The organism is Clavibacter sepedonicus (genome assembly GCF_000069225.1).
GTDB lineage: Bacteria > Actinomycetota > Actinomycetes > Actinomycetales > Microbacteriaceae > Clavibacter > Clavibacter sepedonicus.
The window spans coordinates 2683170-2705023 of sequence record NC_010407.1 but is presented as its reverse complement, the minus strand read 5'-3'; the positions used below and the strand labels follow the sequence as shown (position 1 = coordinate 2705023).

The following is a 21854-nucleotide window of genomic DNA, read 5'->3' as shown; positions in this document are numbered from 1 at the left end:
CTCGCACCGGCTGAGCGCGGCTAGTCCCGCACCGCCTGGATCCGGTGCCGCACCCGGGATGCCACGCCCGCGCCCAGCGGCAGCACGAGCGCCGCGGCCACCGGGCCGACCGTCGCGGCCGCGGAGACGACCGCGAGGACGGATCCGCCCGCCAGCAGGAGCGCGTCGGCCTGCCACGCGGCGATCACGAGCGCGGACGCGTCGCCGGCCGGCGTGATCACGGGCGCCATCACCTCCAGGGGCAGCGGTCCCTTCGCGGCGTCGAGCGCGCGCACCACGACGAGCAGCAGCGTCACCGCCGGCGCGACGACGAGCGCGGCGGCACCCGCACCGCCCGCCACGGCGATCCCGGCGCCCACGAGCGCGCACGCGACGCCGGCCGCCGCGGGGAGCGTCGCGTGCAGGAGCAGCAGGCGACCCGTCGGGATCCCGTACAGGGGCGGGGCGGAGGCGACGTCGACGACGTGCCGGAAGCCGTCCGCGCCGACCCCGAGCGCCAGGAAGCCGACGAGCACGGCACCGAGGGCGGGGATCACGAGCCCGGCCCCCGCGCCGTCGAGCGACACCGCCAGCAGGGCGCCGGACGCCGCGACCCCGAGGCACGCGGACGCCGCGCGGACCGGCGTGCGCGCCGCCCCGACGAGGTCGCGCCACGCGACGAGGGCCGCGGGCGACCCGCCGCGCACGGCTCCCCAGCCGCGCCCGATCCGCGGGAGCGGCCGGAACCCACCCACCGCCATCGCGAGGTCGCCGGTCGTCGCGAGGGTCGTCGCCGCCTGCCAGCGCTGCGCCTGCGCGAGCAGCTCGGGCCCGCGCAGCCCGCCGAGGAGCACCGGCGCCAGCGCGACGACGGCGAGCGTGAGGCCGCCCAGCACCCCGAGCGCGAGGGCGGCGTCGGGCGCCGGCGGCCACGCGCCACGGGCCGGGAACAGCACCCGCACGGCCGACCACGGCGTGATCGCCGCCGGCACCAGGACCGCGACGACCGTGGATCCGAGCAGGACGGCTCCCCCGACGGCACGGCCGCCCGGGCCGAGTCGCTGGCCCGCGAGCCAGCAGCCCGCGAGGATCACGCCGACCGGCGCGCCGCCGGCCGTCCAGACGGCGACCGGCCAGGGGTCCGCGTCGCCCGCGACCAGCAGCGCGAGCGCGGGCAGCAGCGCGACGAGCCCGGCGAGCGCGGAGGATCCGAGCGCGGCGCGGGCGAACGGGCGCGCGAGCACGCTCCGGCGCGCCAGCCCGCTGCCGGCGAGCGCCGCGGTGAGGAACGGGGACAGCAGCGCCGGGCCCCGCGCGCCGCCGGCCATCACGAGCGTGGTGGCCGCGAGGCCGACGACCGCGGCGGAAGCCTGCGGCCCGAGGTCGCGGAGGGCGGCCGCCGCATCCGGCTCCGCGAGCTCCAGCACGATGGCGCGCAGCACCGGCACCCCCACGATGAGCACCGTGAGCGCCCCCGCGTACAGGACGTAGGCGAGGTCCATCGGGGTCGCGCCGCCACGCTCGCGGCGCAGGGCCCGGACCGTGCGGAGGACGCGCCGGGTGCTCACGCGGCGTCGCCGACGAGCGCGATCGACCGGTGCGCCACCGCCTCGCGCAGCGTCGGGCTGTGGGTGGCGAGCACGAGCGCGCGGCCGTCCTCGAGCTCGGCGCGGAGGATCCCGATCGCCAGCTGCAGCCGGTCGGGATCGAGCCGCTGCTCCGGCTCGTCGAGCAGCAGGACGTCGTAGGGCCGCACCGTCGCCATCGCCAGCGCCGCGAGCTGCGACTGCCCGGACGACAGCTCGTGCGGGAACCGGCGGGCGAGGGGCGCCAGCCGCCACCGCTCGAGGTGCACCGCGGCGCGGTCCCGGGCGGCCGACGCGTCCATCCCCCACGTCGCGGCGATGACGGCGAGGTGCTCGGCGAGCGTCAGGTCGCGCGCCACGGGCGGGTGCCCGATGGATCCCGACACCGCGCGCCGGAGGGCCGCGTCGCGTTCGTCGACCGGACGGCCCTGCACGCGCGCGGTCCCCGTGCTCGGCCGCGTGAGCCCCGCGACGACCCGCAGCAGGGTGGTCTTCCCGGCGCCGTTCGGCCCGGTGACCGCGAGGGCCTCGCCGGGCGCCGCCGTCAGGTCGGTCGGATGCAGGAGCGGGATCCCGTCGACGACCACCGACACCCGCTCGACCTCGACGGCATCCCCCATCCGGCCATCCTCCCGTACGTCGCGGGCGGGCCGGCGGCCGGAGTCACACCTCGAAGTCGACCGAGGCCGCGGAGCCCACGAGGCCGCGCACGACGGCGGCGACGCGCTGGTGCTCGGGGTGCACGTCGTACGCGTCGAGGGCGGCCCGGTCGTCGAAGTCGGCGATCAGCACCACGTCGTGGCTGCGCGCGGAGCCGACCACGTCGCGCCCCACCTGGAACGAGCGGATGCCGGGCACGAGGCCGGGCAGCGTCCCGAGCACCTCCGCGATGCGCGCGGCGTCGCGGTCGATGGCGGCGGGATCACGGTCGGCGAGCTTCCAGGAGACGACGTGGCGGAGGGTCATGCACCGACCCTATCCGCAGTCGACCGGGCCACGGTCAGCGCTCGACGAGCGCCTGCCGGAGCCGTTCGGCGTCGATGCGCCAGTAGTTGTGCACGCGACCGTCGATCAGCAGCACGGGGATCTCCTCGGCGAACCGGTCCGCGAGCGCCGGGTCGTCGAGGATGCTGCGCTCCTCCAGCGTCACCTCGGCGGCGCGCGTCGCGTCGAGGCCCTCGAGCACCTGCGTCACCACCCCGCGCGCATCGTCGCAGAGGTGGCAGCCGGGCTTGCCGACGAGGGTGAGGACCGTTGCGCTCATCCGCCCAGCGTAGGCGAGGCCGCGGATGGCCCCGCCCGCGGCCCTGCCCGCCACCCGACCCAGGAGCGTCGCCTACGCTGACCCGATCATGGTCGAGCAGGCGGGCACCCCGATCCTCGCGTTCTTCGACGTGGACAACACCCTCATCCACGGCGCGAGCGCGTTCCATCTCGTGCGCGGGCTCCGCTCGGCCGGCCTCCTCACGGTGCGCGACATCGTCGGGTCCGGATGGAAGCACGCGCGCTTCAAGGCGCGCGGCGAGAACGACCGGCACCTCGCGTCGGCGCGCGCCCGCGGCCTCGAGGTCGTGACCGGCGTCACTGTGGCCGACATGGCGGTGCTCGCGGACGACATCTACGAGCAGCACACCGCGCCGATGGTCTGGCCGGAGACGCTCGGCCTGGCGCGGGAGCACCTCGCGAAGGGCCACCAGGTCTGGCTGGTCACGGCGTCGCCGTCGTTCCTGGCCGACGTCATCGCCCGGCGCCTCGGCCTCACGGGAGCGCTCGGCACCGTGCTCCAGGTGCGCGACGGCGCGTACACGGGCCGCCTCGAGGGCGAGTTCCTGCACGGCGCGCACAAGGCCGCCGCCGCGCGGGGCCTCCTCGCGCGGACAGGCGCGGACGCCGCCGAGTGCTGGGCGTACTCCGACTCGCGCCACGACATCCCGCTGCTCTCGCTCGTCGGGCGCCCGGTCGTGGTGAACCCGGACCGGGCGCTCGCGGCCCACGCGCGGGGATCCGGCTGGCCGTCGATGCGGCTGTGGCGCCAGAGCATCCGCGACGCCCGCAGGCGCGTGCGCCGCGAGGCCGCGCAGGCGGACGGGCCCGCCCGGAACTGATCGGCCGCACGCCCCCGCACCCCGAACGCCGCACCCTCGACGCACGAAGAGGACGCCGCCCCGTCACCGGGCCGGCGTCCTCTCGATCGCGTGCGGCGCCCTCGTGGACGCGTGCGCTCTACTTCTTGTTGCGGCGCTGGTGGCGCGTCTTGCGAAGCAGCTTGCGGTGCTTCTTCTTCGCCATGCGCTTGCGACGCTTCTTGATCACTGAACCCATAGGGGCACCTCATCTGTTGCCGGACGGAACACGCGGGCACTGGGAGGACCCGCGGAAAATAGCCTCAGAGGAGTCTAGCCGACATCCGACATGCCGGAGTGACGCGAGGCCTCCCCGGGCTGGCCGGGCACCGCGTTCGACGGGTCGATCGCGGCGAGCACGGCGGACTCGGGCACGCGGAACGAGCGGCCGAAGCGGATGGCGGGCAGGTCGCCCGAGTGCACGAGGCGGTAGACGGTCATCTTGGAGACGCGCATCATCTCGGCCACCTCGGCCACCGTGAGGAATCGGACGTCGGACAGGTCACGCGACATGGGCGGATCGACTCCTCGTTCTGCGTGACCGGCTCACGGACCTCGTAGCCCCCGCGATGCGGGCGCTGGTGCGCGATTCTAGGGGTCCGGGTGGACGCGTGTCCATCGTGTCACATCCTGCATCACGCGTCCCGCGAGTTCCCCGGCTTCCTGCCGCGCAGCCGACCGAGGCCCGCCTGGCCCGCGCTGCCCGCGACGCGCGTCGCGTCGTGCACGGCGGCGGCCGCCTGGTAGCGGGTGTCGGCCCAGATCCGGCCGAGGGACGCGGCGAACGGGTAGCCGGCCGGATCGCCGTCGTCGTCCCCGTCGGGGTCGGCGGACAGGCCGCCGCCGAGCAGGCCCGTGTCGGGATCCGCGTGCCCGTCGTCGGAGGCCTCGTCCTGGTCGTCGTCGACGAAGGGCGCGACCCAGGCGTCCAGCGCCTCGAGCGGCGCGGACTCCAGCCGGTAGTAGCGGTGCTGCCCCTCCTCGCGAACCGAGACCAGGTCGCTGTCGCGCAGCACGCGCAGGTGCTTCGACACGGTCGGCTGGCTGATCCCGAGCGTCTGCACGAGCTCCGAGACGCTGATCTCCCCGGTGGGCGCCTCGGGCACCGCGCGTCGGTCGAGCAGCACGCGGAGGAGGTCGCGCCTCGTGGGATCCGCCACGACGTCGAAGATGTCAGCCATGCCCGAAGGGTATTCCGTCCCGCGCTCGCAGTACCATGGCGATCCGGGCCACTGCGCCTCTCGGAGCGGACAGGGGACCATGCGCGTCAGGCCGGATCACGGACGTCCCCTCCTCGGGCGCATCCGCGACTTCCTCGACTACTTCGCGCACTCCACGCCGGCCCGCTTCGCGATCCTCATATTCGCCGCGCTCGTCCTCACGCTGACGACGATCCTCATGCTCCCCGGCATGACCTCCACCGGCGACACCGCGCCCTTCGCCGACGCGCTCTTCACGGCGGTATCCGCCATCTGCGTCACGGGCCTCGCGACGGTCGACATGGCCACGTACTGGACCCCGCTCGGCCACGCCTTCATCGCGCTCGGCGTGCAGATCGGCGGCATCGGCGTGCTCACCCTCGCGTCGATCATGGGCCTCATCGTGTCGCGCCGCCTCGGGCTCAAGGCGCGGCTCATGGCGGCGAGCGACAGCAACCCGCTGCGGATCCACCACGGCCCCGTCGCCGAGGGCCAGGCCGTGAAGCTCGGCGAGATCGGCACGCTGCTGCTCACGGTCGCGATCAGCGCCCTCGTCATCGAGCTGTCCATCGCGGCGCTGCTGTTCCCGCGGATCCTGCTGGAGGGCATCCCCGTCGGCCAGGCCGCGCTCGACTCCTTCTACTACTCGCTCATGGCGTTCACGAACACGGGCTTCGTCTTCAGCGAGGCCGGGTTCGAGCTCTACCACCAGGACTACTGGTTCCTCAGCCTGCTCATGATCGGCGTCTTCCTCGGCAGCATCGGCTTCCCCGTCATCTACGCCGTGTACCGCGGCTGGCGCAAGCCGCGGCGCTTCTCGGTGCACGTGAAGCTCACGCTCTGGACGTCGCTCATCCTCATCGTGCTGGGCACGCTCGCCTACGTCGTGCTCGAGTGGGACAACACGAAGACGTTCGCGCTCATGGACCCGGTGCAGCACGGCTTCCAGGCCCTGTTCCTCTCCGTGATGACGCGCTCGGGCGGCTTCTCGACGCTGGACATGGCCGACTTCGGCAACGCGAGCCTGCTGGTCACGGACATGCTCATGTTCATCGGCGGCGGATCTGCGTCGACCGCAGGCGGCATCAAGGTCACGACCCTGGCGATCCTGTTCCTCGCGGCCTTCGCCGAGGCCCGCGGCAGCGAGTCGATGGAGGTGTTCGAGCGCCGCATCCCGAGCGATGTGCTCCGCCTCGCGGTGAGCATCGTGCTCTGGGGCGCGACGACTGTGGCGCTCAGCAGCATCGTGCTGCTGCAGATCTCCGGCGAGCGCCTCGACTACGTGCTCTTCGACGCCATCAGCGCGTTCGCCACCTCGGGGCTCAGCACGGGCTTCACGGCCGAGGCGTCGGATCCCGCGAAGTACGTGCTCGCGGCCACCATGTTCCTGGGGCGCGTCGGCACCGTGACGCTCGCGGCGGCCCTCGCCGCGAGCACCCGCCGGCAGCTCTTCCAGCGCTCCGAGGAGCGGCCGATCGTCGGCTGAGCCGGCACCCGGCACGATCCGACCACCGCGAGACCCGATCAGAGAGGCCCCTCATGGGCGAACGCATCCCCCACAACGCCCCCGTGCTCGTGATCGGGCTCGGCCGCTTCGGCGCCGCGACCGCGGGCCAGCTCGCCCGGCTCGACCGCGAGGTGCTCGCGATCGACGCGAGCGAGGGGCTCGTGCAGAAGTGGTCCGACCGGGTCACCCACGCCGTGCAGGCCGACGCCCGCAACATCGAGGCGCTGCAGCAGCTCGGCGCCAAGGACTTCTCGATCGCGGTCGTCGCGGTGGGGTCGTCCATCGAGGCGAGCGTGCTCATCACCGCGAACCTGGTGGACCTGAAGATCCCGCAGATCTGGGCCAAGGCCATCAGCCAGTCGCACGGCAAGATCCTCGAGCGCATCGGCGCGAACCACGTCATCTACCCGGAGGCGGAGGCCGGCGAGCGCGTGGCGCACCTGGTGTCCGGGCGGATGCTCGACTTCATCGAGTTCGACGACGACTTCGTGCTCGCGAAGATGTACCCGCCGAAGCCCATCCGCGGGATGACGCTGCTCGAGTCGGCCGTGCGGCGGCGCTACCGGATCACGGTGGTCGGCGTGAAGACGCCGGGCAAGCCCTTCACCTACGCCACCTCGGAGACGCTGGTCTCGAACCACGACCTCATCATCGTGTCGGGCACGTCGGCCGACATCGAGAAGTTCGCGTCGCTGTCCTGACCCGCGGGCGGGCGGAGCAAGTCGGGCCGGGCCTGGCCGGGCGCGGGATCAGCCGGCCGCGAGCTCGCGGGCCCGGGCGAGCGCGGCGTCGGTCGCGCGGTCGAAGAGGCCGGACAGTCCAGCCGCCTGCAGCACCTCGACGGCCCGCTCGGTCGTGCCCTTGGGGCTCGTGACACGGCGGCGGAGCTCGGCGGGATCCACGTCGGACGCGGCGAGCAGCTCCACCGCGCCGCGGAACGTGCCCTGCACGAGCACGCGCGCCTCGTCGGGGCTGAAGCCCTTCGCCTCGGCGGTGCGGGTCAGCTCCTCGATGAGCAGGAAGACGTAGGCGGGGCCGGATCCGGAGATCGTGCTGAGCGCGTCGATGCGCTCCTCGGGCACCTCGACCACGTCGCCGACGGTCGCGAACACCGCCCGGGCGAGCGCGCGGTCCTCCTGCGTGGAGCGCGTGCCCGCGGCGAGCCCGGTGACCCCGCGGCCGACGAGCGACGGCGTGTTCGGCATCGAGCGGAGCACTGCCACGTGGTCGGGCAGCAGCGACTCGAAGGTCGCGATCGTGACGCCGGCCGCCACGCTGATCACGAGCGCCCCGGCATCCAGGTCGTCCGCGATCTCGCGCAGCAGGTCGGGCACCATGTGCGGCTTGACGCCCACGATGACGACGCGCGCGCCGCGGACCGCGCGGCGGTTCGCGTCGGCGTCCTCCTCGACGCTCGCTGCCGCCACGCCGTCCCGCTCGCCGAGCGCCGCGGCGCTGGCCGCCGAGCGGGTGGTCACGCGCACGTCGCCGTCGACCTCGACGCCCGGCTGCAGCAGGCCGCCGAGGATGGCGCCGTTCATGGATCCGGTGCCGAGCATCGCGAGCGACGGGAGGCGGACGGCCTCGGCGGGAGCGGACATGGCGGGAGCGGACATGGCGGGGTGGGAGGCGTCGGGCATGCGTCGATCCTAGGGATCAGGTGCCGCGCGGTCGGGCGGTCGGCGGGGACGGCCGCGTGGCTAGGCTGAGGCGACCGGGGCATGCGCGCCCGGGCGGCCCGAGCCGCCTCGCCGGTCGAGGAGGTCCGGCCTTGAGCGAATCCCACGGCAGCAAGGCGATCTTCGCCGCCCTCGCCGCGAACGTCGGCATCGCGATCACGAAGTTCGTCGCCGCGTTCTTCTCGGGCTCCTCCTCGATGCTGGCCGAGGGCGTCCACTCGCTCGCCGACTCCGGCAACCAGATCCTTCTGCTCATCGGCGGCAAGCGCGCCAAGCGCATGGCGGACGAGGAGCACCCCTTCGGCTACGGCCGGGTCCGCTACGTCTACGCGTTCATCGTCTCGATCATCCTGTTCTCGGTCGGCGGCGTGTACTCGCTGTACGAGGGGATCCACAAGATCGAGCACCCGGAGCCGCTCGACGTGCCGTGGCTGCCGATCGTCGTGCTCGTCATCGCGATCGGCCTCGAGTCGTTCTCGCTGCGCACGGCCATCACGGAGTCGAACCCGCTGCGCGGCACGCAGACGTGGGTGCAGTTCGTGCGCCGCGCCAAGAGCCCGGAGCTCCCCGTCCTGCTGCTCGAGGACACGGCCGCGCTCTCCGGCCTCGTGTTCGCGCTGCTCGGCGTCACGGCCTCGATCATCACGGGCGACGGGATCTACGACGGCATCGGCACCCTCCTCATCGGCGTGCTCCTGGTGGCGGTCGCGGTGATCCTCGGGGTCGAGATGAGCAGCCTCCTCGTCGGCGAGGGCGCGTCGAAGCCCGACCTGGCTGCCATCCGCGCGGCCATCACCTCCGGACACGAGGCCGAGTCGATCATCCACATGAAGACGCTGTACCTCGGCCCAGACGAGCTCCTCGTCGCCGCCAAGATCGCGATGCCCGCCACCAGCTCGCTCGGCGACCTGGCCGCGGGGATCGACGCGATCGAGCGCCGCGTCCGTGAGGCCGTGCCGGTCGCCCGCGTCATCTACCTCGAGCCCGACGTGCGGGTCGCGACGCGCTGATCCGCCCGTCCCGCGGCGGCGCCGTGGAGACGCCCGCGCTGTGCAGGGGCCGATCCGCCGCAGCGTGCGCGCTGCGACCATGACGGCCGGACGGGTCACGCGGCCCGCACGTCGCGGACGCTCGAGCACGCCGCTCGGGGCGCGGCCGACAGAGGAGACCGAAGTTGACGCGTGCGATGAGGGCCGCGGCCGCGGCGACGGCGCTCGCCCCGGGACTGCTCCTCCCGGCGACCGGCGCCGCCCAGGCGGACACCCGGCACGCGCCGACCGGCACCCCCGCGCGCGTGCCCGGGGAGCGCGCCGCCGGAGACCTCACGGCGCAGGAGCGCCGGCATGCTCGGGCGGGGGACGGACGCGACGGGGGCCGGGACCACGAGCAGCACCAGCCGCATCAGGGGCGCATCTGCGTAGGCTGCGCAGGCTGATCCGGGCACCGCGCCCGGCTCCGCACTCGCCTCCTCCATGCGGGCGGCGATCCCGACACCGGATCAGGCGTCGGCGCGACGGTCCGCGAAGAAGTCGTCGAGCACAGCGGCGCACTCGGCCGCGAGCACACCCGCGAACACCTCGGCGCGATGCGGCAGCCGGCGATCGCGCAGCACGTCGTACAGGGATCCGGCCGCGCCGGCCTTCTCGTCCCACGCGCCGAACACCACGCGCGGCACCCGGGCCGCGAGTATCGCGCCCGCGCACATCACGCACGGCTCGAGCGTGACCACGAGCGTCGCGCCCACGAGGTGCCGGTCGCCGGTCGCCTCGGCTGCAGCACGCAGCGCCTCCACCTCGGCGTGCGCGGTGGGATCCTGCCTGGCCTCGCGGAGGTTGCGCCCGCGCCCGATGACGACCCCCGCCGCGTCCACCACGACCGCCCCCACGGGCACGTCTCCGGTCTCCGCGCAGGCCCGGGCCTCGTCGAGCGCGACGGCCATCCAGCGCTCGTAGTCGCCGGGGACGGGCAGGTCCAATCGCGATCCCCCTTGCTGGTTGAATGGAGCCTATGCGAGTCCACGTAGCCGACCACCCGCTCATCACGCACAAGCTGACGGCGCTGCGGGACCGCACCACCCCCTCCCCCGTGTTCCGCAGCCTGGCCGACGAGCTCGTCACGCTCCTCGCCTACGAGGCCACCCGCGACGTCCGCGTCGAGACCATCACGGTGCAGACGCCGGTCGCCCCCGCGGAGGGCCTCACCCTCAGCGACCCGAAGCCGCTCGTCGTCCCCATCCTCCGCGCCGGGCTCGGCATGCTCGACGGACTGATGCGCCTCATGCCGAGCGCCGAGGTCGGCTTCCTCGGCATGGTGCGCAACGAGGAGACGCTGCAGCCGGACATCTACGCCGAGCGCCTCCCCACCGACCTCTCCAACCGCCAGTGCTTCGTGGTGGATCCCATGCTCGCCACGGGCGGATCCCTCATCGCCGCCATCGAGTACCTCTTCGACCGCGGCGCCGTCGACGTCACCTGCATCTGCCTCATCGCCGCGCCCGAGGGCCTGAAGGCCGTCGAGGAGGCGACCGCGGGCCGCGAGGTCACGATCGTGCTGGGCGCGCTCGACGAGAAGCTCGACGAGGTCGGCTACATCATCCCGGGCCTCGGCGACGCGGGCGACCGCCTGTACGGCACCGCCGCGCACTGACCCGCGTCCCGCTCCATCCGGCGTCCGTCTCCCCGCGGAGATGGGCGCCGCTGTCCGTGCACGCACGATTCCTGCGCGTCCCGCACGATTCCGGTCGCTGCTGTTGACACGGGCGCACGGATCCGTGCAAGCTCTCCCCATGACTCCGAACGCGCACGTCCTGACCTCCTCCGAGGCCTCGGGAGTCGCCGGCATGATGATGCCCGGCCGTGTCGCGATGTCCTGTCGAATGTCGGCCTGAGCCGCCACCTTCGCCTGAGCGGTCCCGCGACGCGTCCGTCGCCGACCCTCCTCGCCGTCCTCGGCGCATCCGCCCCCTGAGGCGTCTCGCACTCCCCTGAGGTCCCGCGCAACCCAGCTGCGCCGCACCCGCATCATCACAAGGACTCCGCCATGTCGCTCGCGACCATCGACCCCGCCCGCACCTCCCTCCGATCCGCTCCCGCCGCTCCCGTGCTGCGCGCCGCGACGCCGCTCGCCCCGCCGCTCCGCCGCCCGCAGGCCGTCCCCGCACCGACCACAACGTCCGCCGCGCCCGCTCGTCCGGCCCGCCTGCGCGCCGTGCCCGAGGGCACCGAGGCTCGCGGCTTCGCCATCTACGTCGGCCTCGACGAGCTGAAGGCGTCCGCCGCCGGCACCGACCTCGGTACCGTCGTCGCCGCGCTCAAGCGCCTGGCCGCCGAGCTCGCCCCGGGCGTCGAGACGCACGCCGCCGTCGCCCTGGCCCCCGAGGGCGCCGGCGGCCGCGACATCGACGTGGTCCGGCTCGCGCTGCAGGATCCCGCGGCCGTCGCCCAGCACCGCGAGCAGCCCGAGGACGACGACCGCGTCGACGGCGGTGTGACGGTCGACCTCTCCCGCAAGCGCGTCGTGCTCGACGGCGAGACGGCCCCGCTCACCTACAAGGAGTTCGAACTCCTGCAGTACCTGGTGCTCCGCGAGGGACGCACCATCGAGCGATCGGAGCTCATCTCCTCGCTGTGGTCCGCCGCGGACGAGGACGACGTGCCGAACGAGCGCACCATCGACGTGCACGTCCGCCGGCTGCGCTCCAAGCTCGGCCGCTACGAGGAGATCGTCCGCACGGTGCGGGGCGCCGGCTACCGCTTCGACCGGCACGCGGACGTGGCCGTCCACCACGCCAGCACGCAGTCGCCCGACCTGTTCTGAGGCGCCGCCCCGAGGCGGCCGTTCGGGCTCAGCCTGCCCTTGCGGAGCTGTCGGCGATCTCCCAGCAGATCGGGCCGCTTCGAGGTAGCGGGGCGTTACGGGATCGTTATACAGTCATGTCGTCCCACCGTTTGCTGTGGCGGTGGAGACGGAATGTGATTGCAGGACACTCCTGGTGCAAGGGAGAGGGCCGGCCCCATGCCTCTGGGGTCGGCCCTCAGTCATGTCCGGCGCGGATCCGCCCCGGGCACTCCCGGGATCGCCGCTCAGTAGACTTCCGTCGGATGCGTGCGCCCGATCCACATCGCGATGCGCACCGGACGAGGAGGCCTGGTGGGCGAGACAGCGGACGCCGTGCGGGCGTGGGAGTCCCTGTTCCGCGCGCAGGTCAGCGTCATGCGACGCCTCACCGCCGAGTTCCCCAGCCGTGAGCTCTCGTTCAACGAGTACGACGTGCTGTTCAACATCTCGCGCCAGCCCGAGGGGCGCCTCCGCCTGCGCGACCTCAACCAGCATGTGCTGCTGACCCAGCCCAGCGTGAGCCGGCTCATCGACCGGCTCGTGGCGCGGGGCCTCGTCGTCAAGTGCGGCGACGAGAGCGACGGCCGGGCCACCATCGTGCGGCTCACCGACGTCGGCGACGCGGCCTTCCGCGCGGTCGCGCGCGTGCACATGGAGTCCATCGCCTCGACCGTGGGCGGGGCGCTCACGCCGGACGAGCTGAACACGCTGCGCGCACTCACCGACAAGCTGCGCGGGAGCGTCGCCGAGGCCTAGTTGTAGTTCCCAGTGAGGTTGTGAACGCGTTCGGCGGGCGTGAGTCCGCCGATGCCGGTGTGGGGGCGGTGGTGGTTGTAGTGATGCAGCCAGGCAGGGTAGGTCGCGGCGCGGGCCTCGTCGGTGCGATAGGGATGGGCGTAGGCCCACTCGGTGGCGAGGGTGCGGTTGAAGCGCTCGACCTTCCCGTTGGTCTGGGGCCGGTAGGGGCGGGTGCGTTTGTGCGTGATCGATCCGAGCGCCTCGGTGAAGGCGTGGGAGCGGTAGCAGGAGCCGTTGTCCGTCAGGACACGGATCACGGTGATGCCCGCGGCGGTGAAGAACGCGTTCGCGCGGGCCCAGAACGCGGCAGCGGTCTCCTTGCGCTCGTCGGTGAGGATCTCGGAGTACGCCAGTCGGGAGTGGTCATCCACGGCGTGGTGCAGGAACGCGTATCCCCGCCCGGTCCGGGGAGTGTTCTTCCGGCCGGCCGCTCTGCCGAGGACTCGGTGCCCGCCGCCGTCCGGGATGCGGCCGAGCTTCTTGATGTCGACGTGGACCAGATCTCCCGGTGAGGAGTGCTCGTAACGTCGCGCGGGCGAGCGTCGGACGGGGAGTCCCGTCGCGGAATCCAGGTGCGTGAGCAACGGCATCCGGTAGCGACGGAGGACCCGCTCGACCGTGGAACGGGGGATACGCAGGTGGTAGCTGATGCGGTGCGGGCCCCACCGGCGAGTGAATCTCAGCGCGATGATCCGCCGCTCCCGACGCTGACTCGTGCGGGTCGGTTGCCGGTGCGGGCGGGATGAGCGGTCCGTCATCGGCAACCCGGCCCGATACCGGCGAGCCCATCTCGACGCCGTCGCCGGCGAGCACTGGAACCTCTCCGCCGCACGCCGGACCGGCCACCCGTCCTCGATGATCAACCGGGCAAGCCGAACCCTGCCCGCGGGAGTGAACGGGGCGTTAGCGTGAGTCACGAAGACCTCCGGTGATGACGTGTGCTTGGTAACTCACATCGTCCCGGAGGTCTTCGCTATCCGCCCCAGCGTTCACAACCTCCCGAGGAACTACAGCTAGCCCACGGCTCCCGTGTCGCGGAGGTGACGGATCCGTCCGGTCGGTCCGGCGCACATCGCCTCAAAGGCGAGGTGCAGCGTCTCCGTACGCTCCGCCGCGCCGACCGCGACGCACGGCTTCCCGAGCCCGACGGCGATGCCCGCCTCCATGTGCGCGGCGGCACCGGCGGGGAGCACGAGCACGAACCGGTCGGCTGCCCGGAGCGCGGCGAGATCCTGCTCGAACAGCCGCCGGATCCCCGGGTCGTCGAGGTCGGCATCGTCCGCACCACCCGGCGCCGCGAAGACGGCCGCATCCGCGTCGTAGGCGGCGCGGACGAAGCAGTACGACCGCACGCCGACGGCATCGAGCGCAGCGACCACGTCGCCCACGGCCTCCCGGTTGCGCCAGCTGCCGGCGACGAAGAATGTGCTCACGGGGTGACGGTAGCGGCTGCCGTGATGGCGCGGCGCGTCGGGTACGGGCCGCCTCAGTCGCGCACCCGCTGCGCGTGCGCGCGGGCCTTCATCCGGTTGCCGCAGGTCGCCATCGAGCACCAGCGGGCCGTGCCCGGGCGGCTGTGGTCGATGAGGAAGAGCTCGCACTCGGCGTTGGCGCACGGGCGGAGTCGGCCGGGCAGCCGGGCGGTGACGCTCGACCAGGCGAGCACGGCGTCCACCGGGAGGCGGTCGTCGGCGGGCACGTGCAGGTCCCAGGTGACGCCGTCGGGGGTGACGCGCGGCGTGCGGACGACACCGTCGACCACGGCCGCGAGCTCGTCGACCGCCGGTGTCGCGGGCGCTCCGCCGCGGATCACGGCGTGCAGGGCGTCGCGCGTGCGGCGGAGGCGCTCGACCTCGGCAGCGGTGCCGGTGCCGCCCCAACCGCGGGCCAGCCCGCGGCCGGATGCCCCGGCGAGCCGGTCGTCCCGGTGGCCGTCGACCACGGGCGCGCTGTTCAGCAGCGCCAGCAGCAGCTCCTCGTCGTGGTCCACGGCTCCTCGATCCTCCGCGCTCGGGTGGCGCGATGGATTCATGCTACCGTCCGACTAACCACCAAAACAAGTCTAAGGGGTTAGTCATGGTCACCGTCCACCACCGCACCGTCTCGATCGACGGCCTCGACGTCTTCTGGCGCGAGGCCGGGCCCGCCGACGCGCCCGTGCTCCTGCTCCTGCACGGGTACCCGTCGAGCTCGCACATGTTCCGGCACCTGATCCCCGCGCTCGCGGGCCGGTTCCGCGTCATCGCGCCGGACCACGTCGGGTTCGGCCGCTCGTCCGCGCCGTCCGCCGAGGACTTCGACTACTCGTTCGCCGCGCTCACCGAGGTGACCCGCGGGTTCCTCGCGGCCATCGGGGTCACCCGCTACGCGATCTACGTGCAGGACTACGGCGCGCCCATCAGCTGGCGCCTGGCGCTCGCCGACCCGGCCGCCGTCACGGGCGTCATCACGCAGAACGGCAACGCCTACGAGGAGGGCTTCATGCCCTCGTTCTGGGATCCGATCTGGGCCGATGCCGCCGAGCGCACCGACGCCACGCGCGACGCCCTCCGCCCGGCCCTCGGCCGCGATGCGGTCGAGTGGCAGTACACGCACGGCGTGCCGGATCCGACGGTCGTGGATCCCGACGCCTGGGAGCACGACCTCGCGCTCCTCGCCCGCCCGGGTCAGGACGACGTGCAGCTCGCGCTGTTCCGCGACTACGCCACCAACCGCGACCTGTACCCGGCGGTGCACGCGTGGCTGCGGGAGTCGCGGGTGCCGGTGCTCGCGATCTGGGGGCGGAACGACGAGATCTTCGCCGCGTCCGGCGCGGAGGCCTTCCGGCGCGACGCCCCGCACGCGCGGATCGAGCTCGTCGACGGCGGGCACTTCCTGCTCGAGTCGGACCTCGACCGCGTCCTCGCGGCGATCGGGGAGTGGCACGACGGGTTGTGACCGCGAGGCCGGCCACGATCAGCCCGCCGCGACCCGCTCGTAGCGCTCGATGTTCGCGTTCTTCACGTGCCAGTCGTCGGTCTTCGCGAAGCCGCGCGGGGTGAGGGCCTCGGCCACGTCGTCCCGGATGTCCTGCTTGTCGCTCGTGACCAGCCACACCACGTCGGCGCCCTCGACCTCGTCGACCCGGTCGGCCAGCGGGTACGTCTCCTCCCAGAGGCCGTCGGTGTCGCCGGGCGGCGTGCGCAGCAGGATGTCGTCCATGCCGCGGAACGCGTCCGGGTAGGAGTACGCGACGATGCGCGAGGTCGCCTTCGGGTGGCGGCGGACCGGCCCGAAGATCACGGCATCGGTCGTGTCGGGCGCCTCCTGGGCGCGCTCCTCGGAGACGATCCGCGCGATGGCGGCCCAGTCGGAGTCGGCCTTCACGGTGGTGGTGCGGTCGTGCACGAGCTGCATGAGCGACAGTGTCACCAGTACGGCGGTGACGGCGGCGATGAGCGGCTTCCACTTGAGCGCGAGGATCCCCACGGCCATGAGCATCGCGAACGCGGGTGCCGTGTACGCCATGTAGCGCGGCGAGTACAGCGGCGACATGAGGGTGGACGCGCCGATGAGCAGCAGCGTCGGAACGGCGAACCACACCACCGCGAGCTGCAGGATCGTCGGCGACCACCCGGCGTGCAGGTACGCGGACTCGAACTCGGCGATGCCGCCCTCGGGCTCGACCGTGGAGGCGCGGCGGGCGCGCACCAGTCGGATCCCGCGGCGCACCAGCAGCGCGAGGCCCAGGAGCGCGAGCACCCACGCGATCACCGCGAAGACGTCGTTCTGGTAGAAGAGCTGCGTCGAGAGCACCTGCGTGACCGTGTTCGGGCCGATGGGATCGATCCACCCGACCTGGCCGGACTGCTCCGTCACCACGCGCACGAGCGGCAGCGACAGGAGCCCGGCCGCGATGGAGGAGAGCGCCCAGCCGAGCAGCGACACGACCATGGGCCGGCGGCTGCGGCGGCCGACGCGCGCGGACGCGATGGCCCACAGGATCACGACGCCGTGCGCGCCCACGAGCAGCGCCAGGTACACGAACGTGGATGCGCCGAGCCACGCGAGCAGCCCGTATAGCGCCCACCACCTGGCCTGCACCTGCCAGCGGGATCCGGCGCGGCGGGCCGCGAGCACCAGCACGATCGTGAGCGCGACCGCGATGAGGGTGCCGAGCGCGAACGAGCGGCCCTCGGTGCCCATCCACGCCGAGCGGGGGATCACGACGAACACGATGCCGGCGACGATGCCGGTCGCGCGCGTGGAGACCGTGCGCGTGAGGAGCACCACGCCCGCCGCGGCGAGCCCGATGAAGACCGCGCTCGGGAAGCGGAGCGACGTGGGCGAGTAGCCGACCAGCTCGAACCACACCTTCATGCCCGCGTAGTAGAGGCCGTGGACGGCGTCGACCGTGCCGAGCTCGCGGAGGAGGTCGTCCCAGCCGCGCGTGGCCGAGATCACGGTGGCGGCCTCGTCGTACCAGACGGAGGGCGCGCCGGCGAGGGGGAGCGCGAGCAGGAAGCCGAGGAGGCCGATGAGCCAGGCGTCGCCCCAGCGACGGTGGTGGAAGCGGCCGAGGGGGCCGTGCGGGCGGCCGCCGCGGGGACCGTCGGCGGGCCGTCGTACGCTGGGTCCGGTCGACGCGGGTCCGCGTCCGCCGTCCGTACGGAGGTCTGTCATGGGGTCGTCTCTGCCGCTCGTCGATCTGGACGGCACGCACCCCGGGGGGCGGGGCCTCGGTGGTCATGGCTCCGGGCAGGATGCGCAGGAGAGGCGCGAACGCCACTCCCGGCACCTCGCCCTTCCCGGCATCGGGATGGGGGGTCAGTCCCGCATCGACCAGGCGCGCGTGCTCGTGATCGGCGCGGGCGGCCTCGGTTCCCCCGTGCTGCAGTACCTGGCCGCGGCGGGGATCGGGACCCTCGGAATCGTAGACGACGATGCTGTGGACCTCTCCAACCTCCAGCGCCAGACCATCCACGGCACGCCCGACGTGGGCCGCCCGAAGACCTCGTCAGCGGCGGATTCCGTGCACCGCACCGACCCCGGCGTCGAGGTCGTGGAGCACGCCGAGCGGCTCACCAATGACAACGCCATCGGGATCCTCAGCGGCTACGACGTGGTCGTCGACGCCACCGACAACTTCGCCACCCGGTACCTCATCAGCGACGCGGCGGCCCTCGTGGGCGTGCCGTGCGTGTGGGGATCCGTGTACCGCTGGGACGCGCAGGTCACCGTCTTCTGGGACGCGGCGCCCGACGGCCGCGGCATCGACTACCGCGACGTGTTCCCCGAGCCGCCCGCCGACGGCGCCGTGCTCTCCTGCGAGGAGGCGGGCGTGTTCGGCGCGGTCTGCGGCACGGTCGGCTCGCTCATGGTGACCGAGGTCATCAAGCTCGTCACGGGCGCGGGTCAGCCGCTCCTCGGCCGGGTGGTCGTGCTCGACGCGCTCGCCGGCACCAGCCGCACCATCGGCGTGAAGCGCGCGAAGGGCCGCCAGCGGGTCACGGCGCTCGCCGACTACGACCTCTTCTGCGGCGTGGGCGCCGCTACCGACGGCACGGAGCTCGACGCGGAGGAGGTGGAGCGGATCCTCGCCTCCGACGAGCGGGTCGTCCTCCTCGACGTGCGCGAGCCCGACGAGCGCCTCGTCGACTCCATCCCCGGCCACGTCGCGGTGCCGGTGCGCATCGTCACGGTGGATCCGGGCGCGGTGCCCGGCGAGATCACCGACCGCGTCGTCGTCTACTGCGCCTCGGGCGTGCGCTCGCGGGCGGCCGCGGCGGCGCTCCGCGAGGCGGGCCGGGATGCGGTGAGCCTGCGCGGCGGGATCAAGTCGTGGCGGAGCGTGGCGGGGCGGGCGTGACGGGCGGCCCTGCGCCCCGGAGCGATCAGCTCGCGTCGTCCTCTGGGGCGTCCGTCGTCTGATCGCCCTTGCCCTTGCAGCGACGCAGCGCGCCTTCCGCGAGCTTCAGCGACAGGCCGTCGGCTGCCGCGCGACCGCGTCCGAACGCTGCCGCTCCGAGCCGCCGTGCGGCGTCCACTCCCTCGGCGCCCTGGTCTCGCGCGGAGTCCCACGTGTCGCCGACCGCCGCCAGCCAGCGGCGCGCCTCCAGCGACTCGCGCTCGTCGGCGACGCCGAGCAGGCCGTTGAACTGCACGACGCCGGTGGCGGCGCGATTGCTTGATCCCACGATCGCTCGGGAGTCGAACGGGTTGAGCAGCACCTTCGCGTTCGCGGTGCCGGCTGCGGCGTCCATGCGCTCGAGCAGCCGGTCGGTCGTGCGGCCGATCACGGCGAGCCGGTTCTGCCGCACGACGCGCAGCGCGAGGCGGTGCTCGTCGAGCTCCTCGGGCGACGCGTCGAGCACGCGGTCGAGCTCGAGCACGGCGACCGCGTCCTGGAGCTGGAAGCAGCGGGCGATCACCGCGAGCCACTCGCGCACGGTCGCCTCGGCGTCCTTCGTGACCCTGACGAGGTCGTCGACCTTCGTGGTGCGCTCCAACTTCTCGGCGAGGGCGTCGAGCTGGCGGAGCGCGTAGCCCTGCGTGCGCGCGAGGGTCTGCGTCGTGCCCTGCGCCTTCGACCAGGTGATGTCGGAGACGCGGCCGGCTTGGGCCCGGATCAGCGTCGCCTCGTCGATGACCATCTCCACGCCGATCATGTCGGCGAGCACGGCGTCCTTCTGGCCGCGGAGGATGTCGTCGACCTTCGCGTCGATGACGGCGAGGTAGTCGCTGATCTCGTCCATGGCCTGCTGCATGGCGTACTGGGCCATGATCCCGGCGGCGCCGGAGAGGATCGCCGGGTTGGTCAGGTACGCGCCCGGGCCCCGCGCGAACTCGACGATGCCCTTGATCTTGTTGCCGTCCATGATCACGCCGCGTTCGAGGGTGGGCAGCGACCCCTTCATGGCGGAGTGCTGCTTGAGGAGCGCCGTCGACTTCTCCGACAGCTTCACCCACCGCCCGTGGTTCTCGGCGACGACCGAGCCCGCCTGCACCGCGGCCGCCGCCATGCCGGCGACGGGCTTCAGCCGCTCGAGCCCGAGGTCCCGCCCCTTCGGCAGCTCGTTCGCCGCGAGGAACCGCTCCACCGCGGCCGGCTCGCCGATGACGGCCAGGCCGTCTCCATCGCTGATCAGCTGGACGTCGTCATCCACGGGGACTCCTTCGGGTGGGCCGCGCGGCCCGGTCGGGTACGGCGCGAGTCTCCCACCGCGCCAGCCGCCCGTGTCGCCCCCGATCGGGGCACCCGCACGCGGCCCGCCCGCAGGGTGACCGGCACGGGCCCGGGTGCCCGATGCGCGGCCCCGCCATGCCAGGCTCGCAGGATGAGCGCCGAGCCCGTCATCGCCCGATCCGACGACCTGCGGGCGTCGGAGCTGCGTGCCGCCGGTTGGATCGTGACCGCCCGCTCGTGGGGCGCGCAGCTCGATGCGGCGGACGCGGATCCCGCACGGCTGCGGGCGCTCGTCGACCGCGTCACCGCATCCGCGGTGCTGCGCGAGCTCGCACCGCACGACGTCCCGGCGATCCTCGCCCTCGACGCCGCCACGCTGGCCGACTACCCGGGCGGCCCGGCCACCCGCCATGCGGGCCTCACACCGGACTCGGCCCGCGTCCCGGCGGCAGGACGCCGCGGCTTCGGCGCGTTCGACCCCGCGGGCGGGCTCCTGGCGATGACGTTCGTCGATGTTGATCCCGCCGGCCGCGCCGCCGAGACGGACGTGACGGTCGTCGACGCCGCCCATCGCGGGCGCGGACTTGGCACCGCGGTGAAGGCGGCGTCCGTGCTGGCGCTGGTCGAGGCGGGCGTCGCCGTCTTCCGCACGGGCGGATCGAGCGAGAACGCGGCGATCATCGCGGCCGGCACGGCGCTCGGCTACCGCGTCGACGAGGAGTGGCTCACGCTCGAGGCGCCGCGGGACGCACCCCGGACATGACGACGCGGACGGGCGGCTGAGCCGTCTGTCCGCGTCGTGGCGATGCCGCGGGTCAGGCGCGCGGCGCGCCCGTCGTGTCGAACAGGATCCGCGACGCCTCGGCGGCCCGCGCGCTGTCGACCAGCACGTCGTAGCGGCCGGCGGTCAGCGTCTGGACGGAGGCGAAGTCGCGCTTGCCGCGCGTGGCGTAGTGGCCGACGAAGCCGAACAGCGCGCCCCAGAGCGCGCCGATGCCGACCGCGACCAGCAACACGCCGAGCCAGGCGACGCCGGGGGTGAAGATGCCGAACAGGAAGCCCAGCATCAGTCCGAACCACGCGCCGCCCGCGGCCCCGCGCACCGCGGCGCTGCTGTTGGTGACCCGACCCGTGACGGTCTCGACGGTGCGGACGTCGTGGCCCACGATCTGCGTCGAGGCGACCGGGAACTCCCGGTCGGAGAGCGTGTCGACGGCGGCCTGCGCGTCGGCGTACTCGGTGTAGCTCGCGATCACCTCGCGGGGCGTGGCCGGGACGGCGTGCGCGCGGGGGTCGGTGCTCGGGGTGGACATGGGGTGCTTCCTCTCGGATCGTGCGGTGTGCCGATCCAGCCGGATCGGGCGATATGGTTTGAGGATACCAACGGTCGGCGAGTACGGAGGGGACGGGGATCGAACGGTGAGCGAGCTCCCAGGCAAGGAGGGCGCCGCGGTCGGGGCGGTGATGGAGCGGGCGGTCCTCGCGATCACCCGCTGGGCGTCCCGGCCCGACGTGCGCCGGCGCATGCTGGCCGACGAGGGCGAGGCGTTCTCGTCCACCGACACCTGGCTCCTCGGCCACCTCGCCGAGTGCGGCGCGACCCGGATGCGCGTGCTCGCCGACTGGCAGGGCGTCGACAAGTCGACGATGACCGCGCACGTCCAGCGCCTCGAGGCGCGGGGTCTCGTGATCCGCGAGCCCGACCCCGACGACCGGCGCGCGGTCCTCGTGCGCGCGACCCCCGACGCCGAGCGCGTGCTCGACCGCAACTCCGCGACGGCCCGCGCGCTCCTCGGCGAGCTCGTAGGGGACTGGTCGGCCCGGGAGCGCACCGAGCTGACGCGGCTGCTCGGGCGGCTCGTCGCGGAGATCGAGGCGGAGGGCGGGGAGCGGTCCTGACAACCCTTCCGCTCCACGATCGCCACGCAGCACGTGAACGTTCACGGGCCGCCATCACCACGACCCTTGACGACCCGGCGCC

26 protein-coding genes are annotated in these 21854 nt (G+C 73.4%); 11 read left to right on the top strand and 15 right to left on the bottom strand.

The features are described 5' to 3' along the window. Nucleotides 1–20: 20 nt before the first annotated feature. Genes CMS_RS12625 through CMS_RS12610 form a run of 4 tightly spaced genes read right to left on the bottom strand, consistent with a single transcriptional unit; the run spans nt 21 to nt 2829 of the window. The gene (locus CMS_RS12625) at nt 21–1547 is read right to left on the bottom strand and encodes a hypothetical protein (protein WP_012299826.1); all 1527 of its coding nucleotides are present in this window, start codon (nt 1545–1547) and stop codon (nt 21–23) included. Continuing rightward, nucleotides 1544–2185: an ABC transporter ATP-binding protein gene (locus CMS_RS12620; RefSeq protein WP_012299825.1), complete on the bottom strand. Its 642-nt coding sequence runs from the start codon at nt 2183–2185 to the stop codon at nt 1544–1546. The genes CMS_RS12625 and CMS_RS12620 overlap by 4 nt, the downstream gene beginning before the upstream one ends. A gap of 43 nt (nt 2186–2228) precedes the next feature. Continuing rightward, nucleotides 2229–2531: a Dabb family protein gene (locus CMS_RS12615; RefSeq protein WP_012299824.1), complete on the bottom strand. Its 303-nt coding sequence runs from the start codon at nt 2529–2531 to the stop codon at nt 2229–2231. A 34-nt stretch (nt 2532–2565) separates the two neighbouring features. Continuing rightward, nucleotides 2566–2829, bottom strand: a complete 264-nt coding sequence (locus CMS_RS12610) for a glutaredoxin family protein (protein WP_041465053.1) — start codon at nt 2827–2829, stop codon at nt 2566–2568. A 25-nt stretch (nt 2830–2854) separates the two neighbouring features. Between CMS_RS12610 and CMS_RS12605 the strand changes: the two genes are divergently transcribed. Then, complete coding sequence (locus CMS_RS12605; protein ID WP_223842656.1) at nt 2855–3670, top strand: HAD family hydrolase; 816 nt, start codon at nt 2855–2857, stop codon at nt 3668–3670. A gap of 118 nt (nt 3671–3788) precedes the next feature. Here the strand turns inward: CMS_RS12605 and CMS_RS16710 are convergent, their stop codons facing one another. The 3 genes from CMS_RS16710 to CMS_RS12595 form a co-directional block, all read right to left on the bottom strand. Next, nucleotides 3789–3887, bottom strand: a complete 99-nt coding sequence (locus CMS_RS16710) for a 30S ribosomal protein bS22 (protein WP_003792170.1) — start codon at nt 3885–3887, stop codon at nt 3789–3791. Between the two features lie 74 nt (nt 3888–3961). Further along, entirely contained in the window at nt 3962–4201 is a 240-nt protein-coding gene (locus CMS_RS12600) for a helix-turn-helix domain-containing protein (protein ID WP_012299821.1), read from the bottom strand. 122 nt (nt 4202–4323) lie between these two features. Then, complete coding sequence (locus CMS_RS12595) at nt 4324–4869, bottom strand: ArsR/SmtB family transcription factor (protein WP_012299820.1); 546 nt, start codon at nt 4867–4869, stop codon at nt 4324–4326. Between the two features lie 79 nt (nt 4870–4948). On the opposite strand from CMS_RS12595, the gene CMS_RS12590 reads away from it, so the two are divergent. After that, entirely contained in the window at nt 4949–6373 is a 1425-nt protein-coding gene (locus CMS_RS12590) for a TrkH family potassium uptake protein (RefSeq protein ID WP_012299819.1), read from the top strand. A gap of 53 nt (nt 6374–6426) precedes the next feature. Then, complete coding sequence (locus CMS_RS12585) at nt 6427–7095, top strand: potassium channel family protein (RefSeq protein ID WP_012299818.1); 669 nt, start codon at nt 6427–6429, stop codon at nt 7093–7095. A 48-nt stretch (nt 7096–7143) separates the two neighbouring features. On the opposite strand, the gene proC is transcribed toward CMS_RS12585, so the two are convergent. Next, nucleotides 7144–8034 (bottom strand): pyrroline-5-carboxylate reductase, encoded by an 891-nt coding sequence (gene proC, locus CMS_RS12580; protein WP_086935919.1) that lies wholly within the window; start codon nt 8032–8034, stop codon nt 7144–7146. A gap of 131 nt (nt 8035–8165) precedes the next feature. On the opposite strand from proC, the gene CMS_RS12575 reads away from it, so the two are divergent. Next, entirely contained in the window at nt 8166–9083 is a 918-nt protein-coding gene (locus CMS_RS12575) for a cation diffusion facilitator family transporter (protein WP_041464691.1), read from the top strand. Nucleotides 9084–9571: 488 nt separating this feature from the next. Here the strand turns inward: CMS_RS12575 and tadA are convergent, their stop codons facing one another. Beyond that, entirely contained in the window at nt 9572–10012 is a 441-nt protein-coding gene (gene tadA / locus CMS_RS12565; RefSeq protein ID WP_174270100.1) for a tRNA adenosine(34) deaminase TadA, read from the bottom strand. Nucleotides 10013–10080: 68 nt separating this feature from the next. Between tadA and upp the strand changes: the two genes are divergently transcribed. From upp to CMS_RS12550, 3 genes are all read left to right on the top strand, one after another. Further along, complete coding sequence (gene upp, locus CMS_RS12560; RefSeq protein WP_041464689.1) at nt 10081–10719, top strand: uracil phosphoribosyltransferase; 639 nt, start codon at nt 10081–10083, stop codon at nt 10717–10719. 393 nt (nt 10720–11112) lie between these two features. Then, nucleotides 11113–11889 carry a winged helix-turn-helix domain-containing protein gene (locus tag CMS_RS12555; RefSeq protein WP_041464688.1) on the top strand — a complete coding sequence of 259 codons (777 nt, stop codon included), beginning with the start codon at nt 11113–11115 and terminating at the stop codon, nt 11887–11889. A gap of 309 nt (nt 11890–12198) precedes the next feature. After that, on the top strand, nt 12199–12666 hold the full coding sequence (locus CMS_RS12550; RefSeq protein ID WP_012299812.1) for a MarR family winged helix-turn-helix transcriptional regulator: 468 nt from the start codon (nt 12199–12201) through the stop codon (nt 12664–12666). On the opposite strand, the gene CMS_RS12545 is transcribed toward CMS_RS12550, so the two are convergent. From CMS_RS12545 to CMS_RS12535, 3 genes are all read right to left on the bottom strand, one after another. After that, nucleotides 12663–13625, bottom strand: coding sequence for an IS481 family transposase (locus CMS_RS12545; RefSeq protein ID WP_012299811.1), 963 nt, complete (start codon nt 13623–13625; stop codon nt 12663–12665). The genes CMS_RS12550 and CMS_RS12545 overlap by 4 nt on opposite strands. Nucleotides 13626–13721: 96 nt before the next feature. After that, on the bottom strand, nt 13722–14141 hold the full coding sequence (locus tag CMS_RS12540; protein WP_012299810.1) for a hypothetical protein: 420 nt from the start codon (nt 14139–14141) through the stop codon (nt 13722–13724). Nucleotides 14142–14194: 53 nt separating this feature from the next. Beyond that, nucleotides 14195–14698, bottom strand: a complete 504-nt coding sequence (locus CMS_RS12535; protein WP_012299809.1) for a CGNR zinc finger domain-containing protein — start codon at nt 14696–14698, stop codon at nt 14195–14197. Between the two features lie 86 nt (nt 14699–14784). On the opposite strand from CMS_RS12535, the gene CMS_RS12530 reads away from it, so the two are divergent. Then, a complete protein-coding gene (locus tag CMS_RS12530) occupies nt 14785–15645 on the top strand; it encodes an alpha/beta fold hydrolase (RefSeq protein ID WP_041464687.1) in 861 nt (286 codons plus the stop codon). A gap of 18 nt (nt 15646–15663) precedes the next feature. Here CMS_RS12530 and CMS_RS12525 read toward each other — a convergent pair whose 3' ends face one another. Continuing rightward, nucleotides 15664–17370, bottom strand: a complete 1707-nt coding sequence (locus tag CMS_RS12525; protein ID WP_012299807.1) for a glycosyltransferase family 39 protein — start codon at nt 17368–17370, stop codon at nt 15664–15666. On the opposite strand from CMS_RS12525, the gene CMS_RS12520 reads away from it, so the two are divergent. Next, on the top strand, nt 17369–18556 hold the full coding sequence (locus tag CMS_RS12520; RefSeq protein WP_012299806.1) for a ThiF family adenylyltransferase: 1188 nt from the start codon (nt 17369–17371) through the stop codon (nt 18554–18556). The genes CMS_RS12525 and CMS_RS12520 overlap by 2 nt on opposite strands. 25 nt (nt 18557–18581) lie before the next feature. On the opposite strand, the gene CMS_RS12515 is transcribed toward CMS_RS12520, so the two are convergent. Further along, nucleotides 18582–19853, bottom strand: coding sequence for a hypothetical protein (locus CMS_RS12515; protein ID WP_012299805.1), 1272 nt, complete (start codon nt 19851–19853; stop codon nt 18582–18584). Between the two features lie 171 nt (nt 19854–20024). Here CMS_RS12515 and CMS_RS12510 point away from each other — a divergent pair, with 171 nt between their 5' ends. Beyond that, nucleotides 20025–20636 (top strand): GNAT family N-acetyltransferase, encoded by a 612-nt coding sequence (locus CMS_RS12510; protein ID WP_012299804.1) that lies wholly within the window; start codon nt 20025–20027, stop codon nt 20634–20636. A gap of 52 nt (nt 20637–20688) precedes the next feature. Here CMS_RS12510 and CMS_RS12505 read toward each other — a convergent pair whose 3' ends face one another. Next, complete coding sequence (locus CMS_RS12505) at nt 20689–21186, bottom strand: general stress protein (protein WP_041464686.1); 498 nt, start codon at nt 21184–21186, stop codon at nt 20689–20691. A 106-nt stretch (nt 21187–21292) separates the two neighbouring features. On the opposite strand from CMS_RS12505, the gene CMS_RS12500 reads away from it, so the two are divergent. Beyond that, nucleotides 21293–21772, top strand: coding sequence for a MarR family winged helix-turn-helix transcriptional regulator (locus CMS_RS12500; RefSeq protein WP_041464685.1), 480 nt, complete (start codon nt 21293–21295; stop codon nt 21770–21772). The last annotated feature ends 82 nt before the right edge of the window (nt 21773–21854 follow it).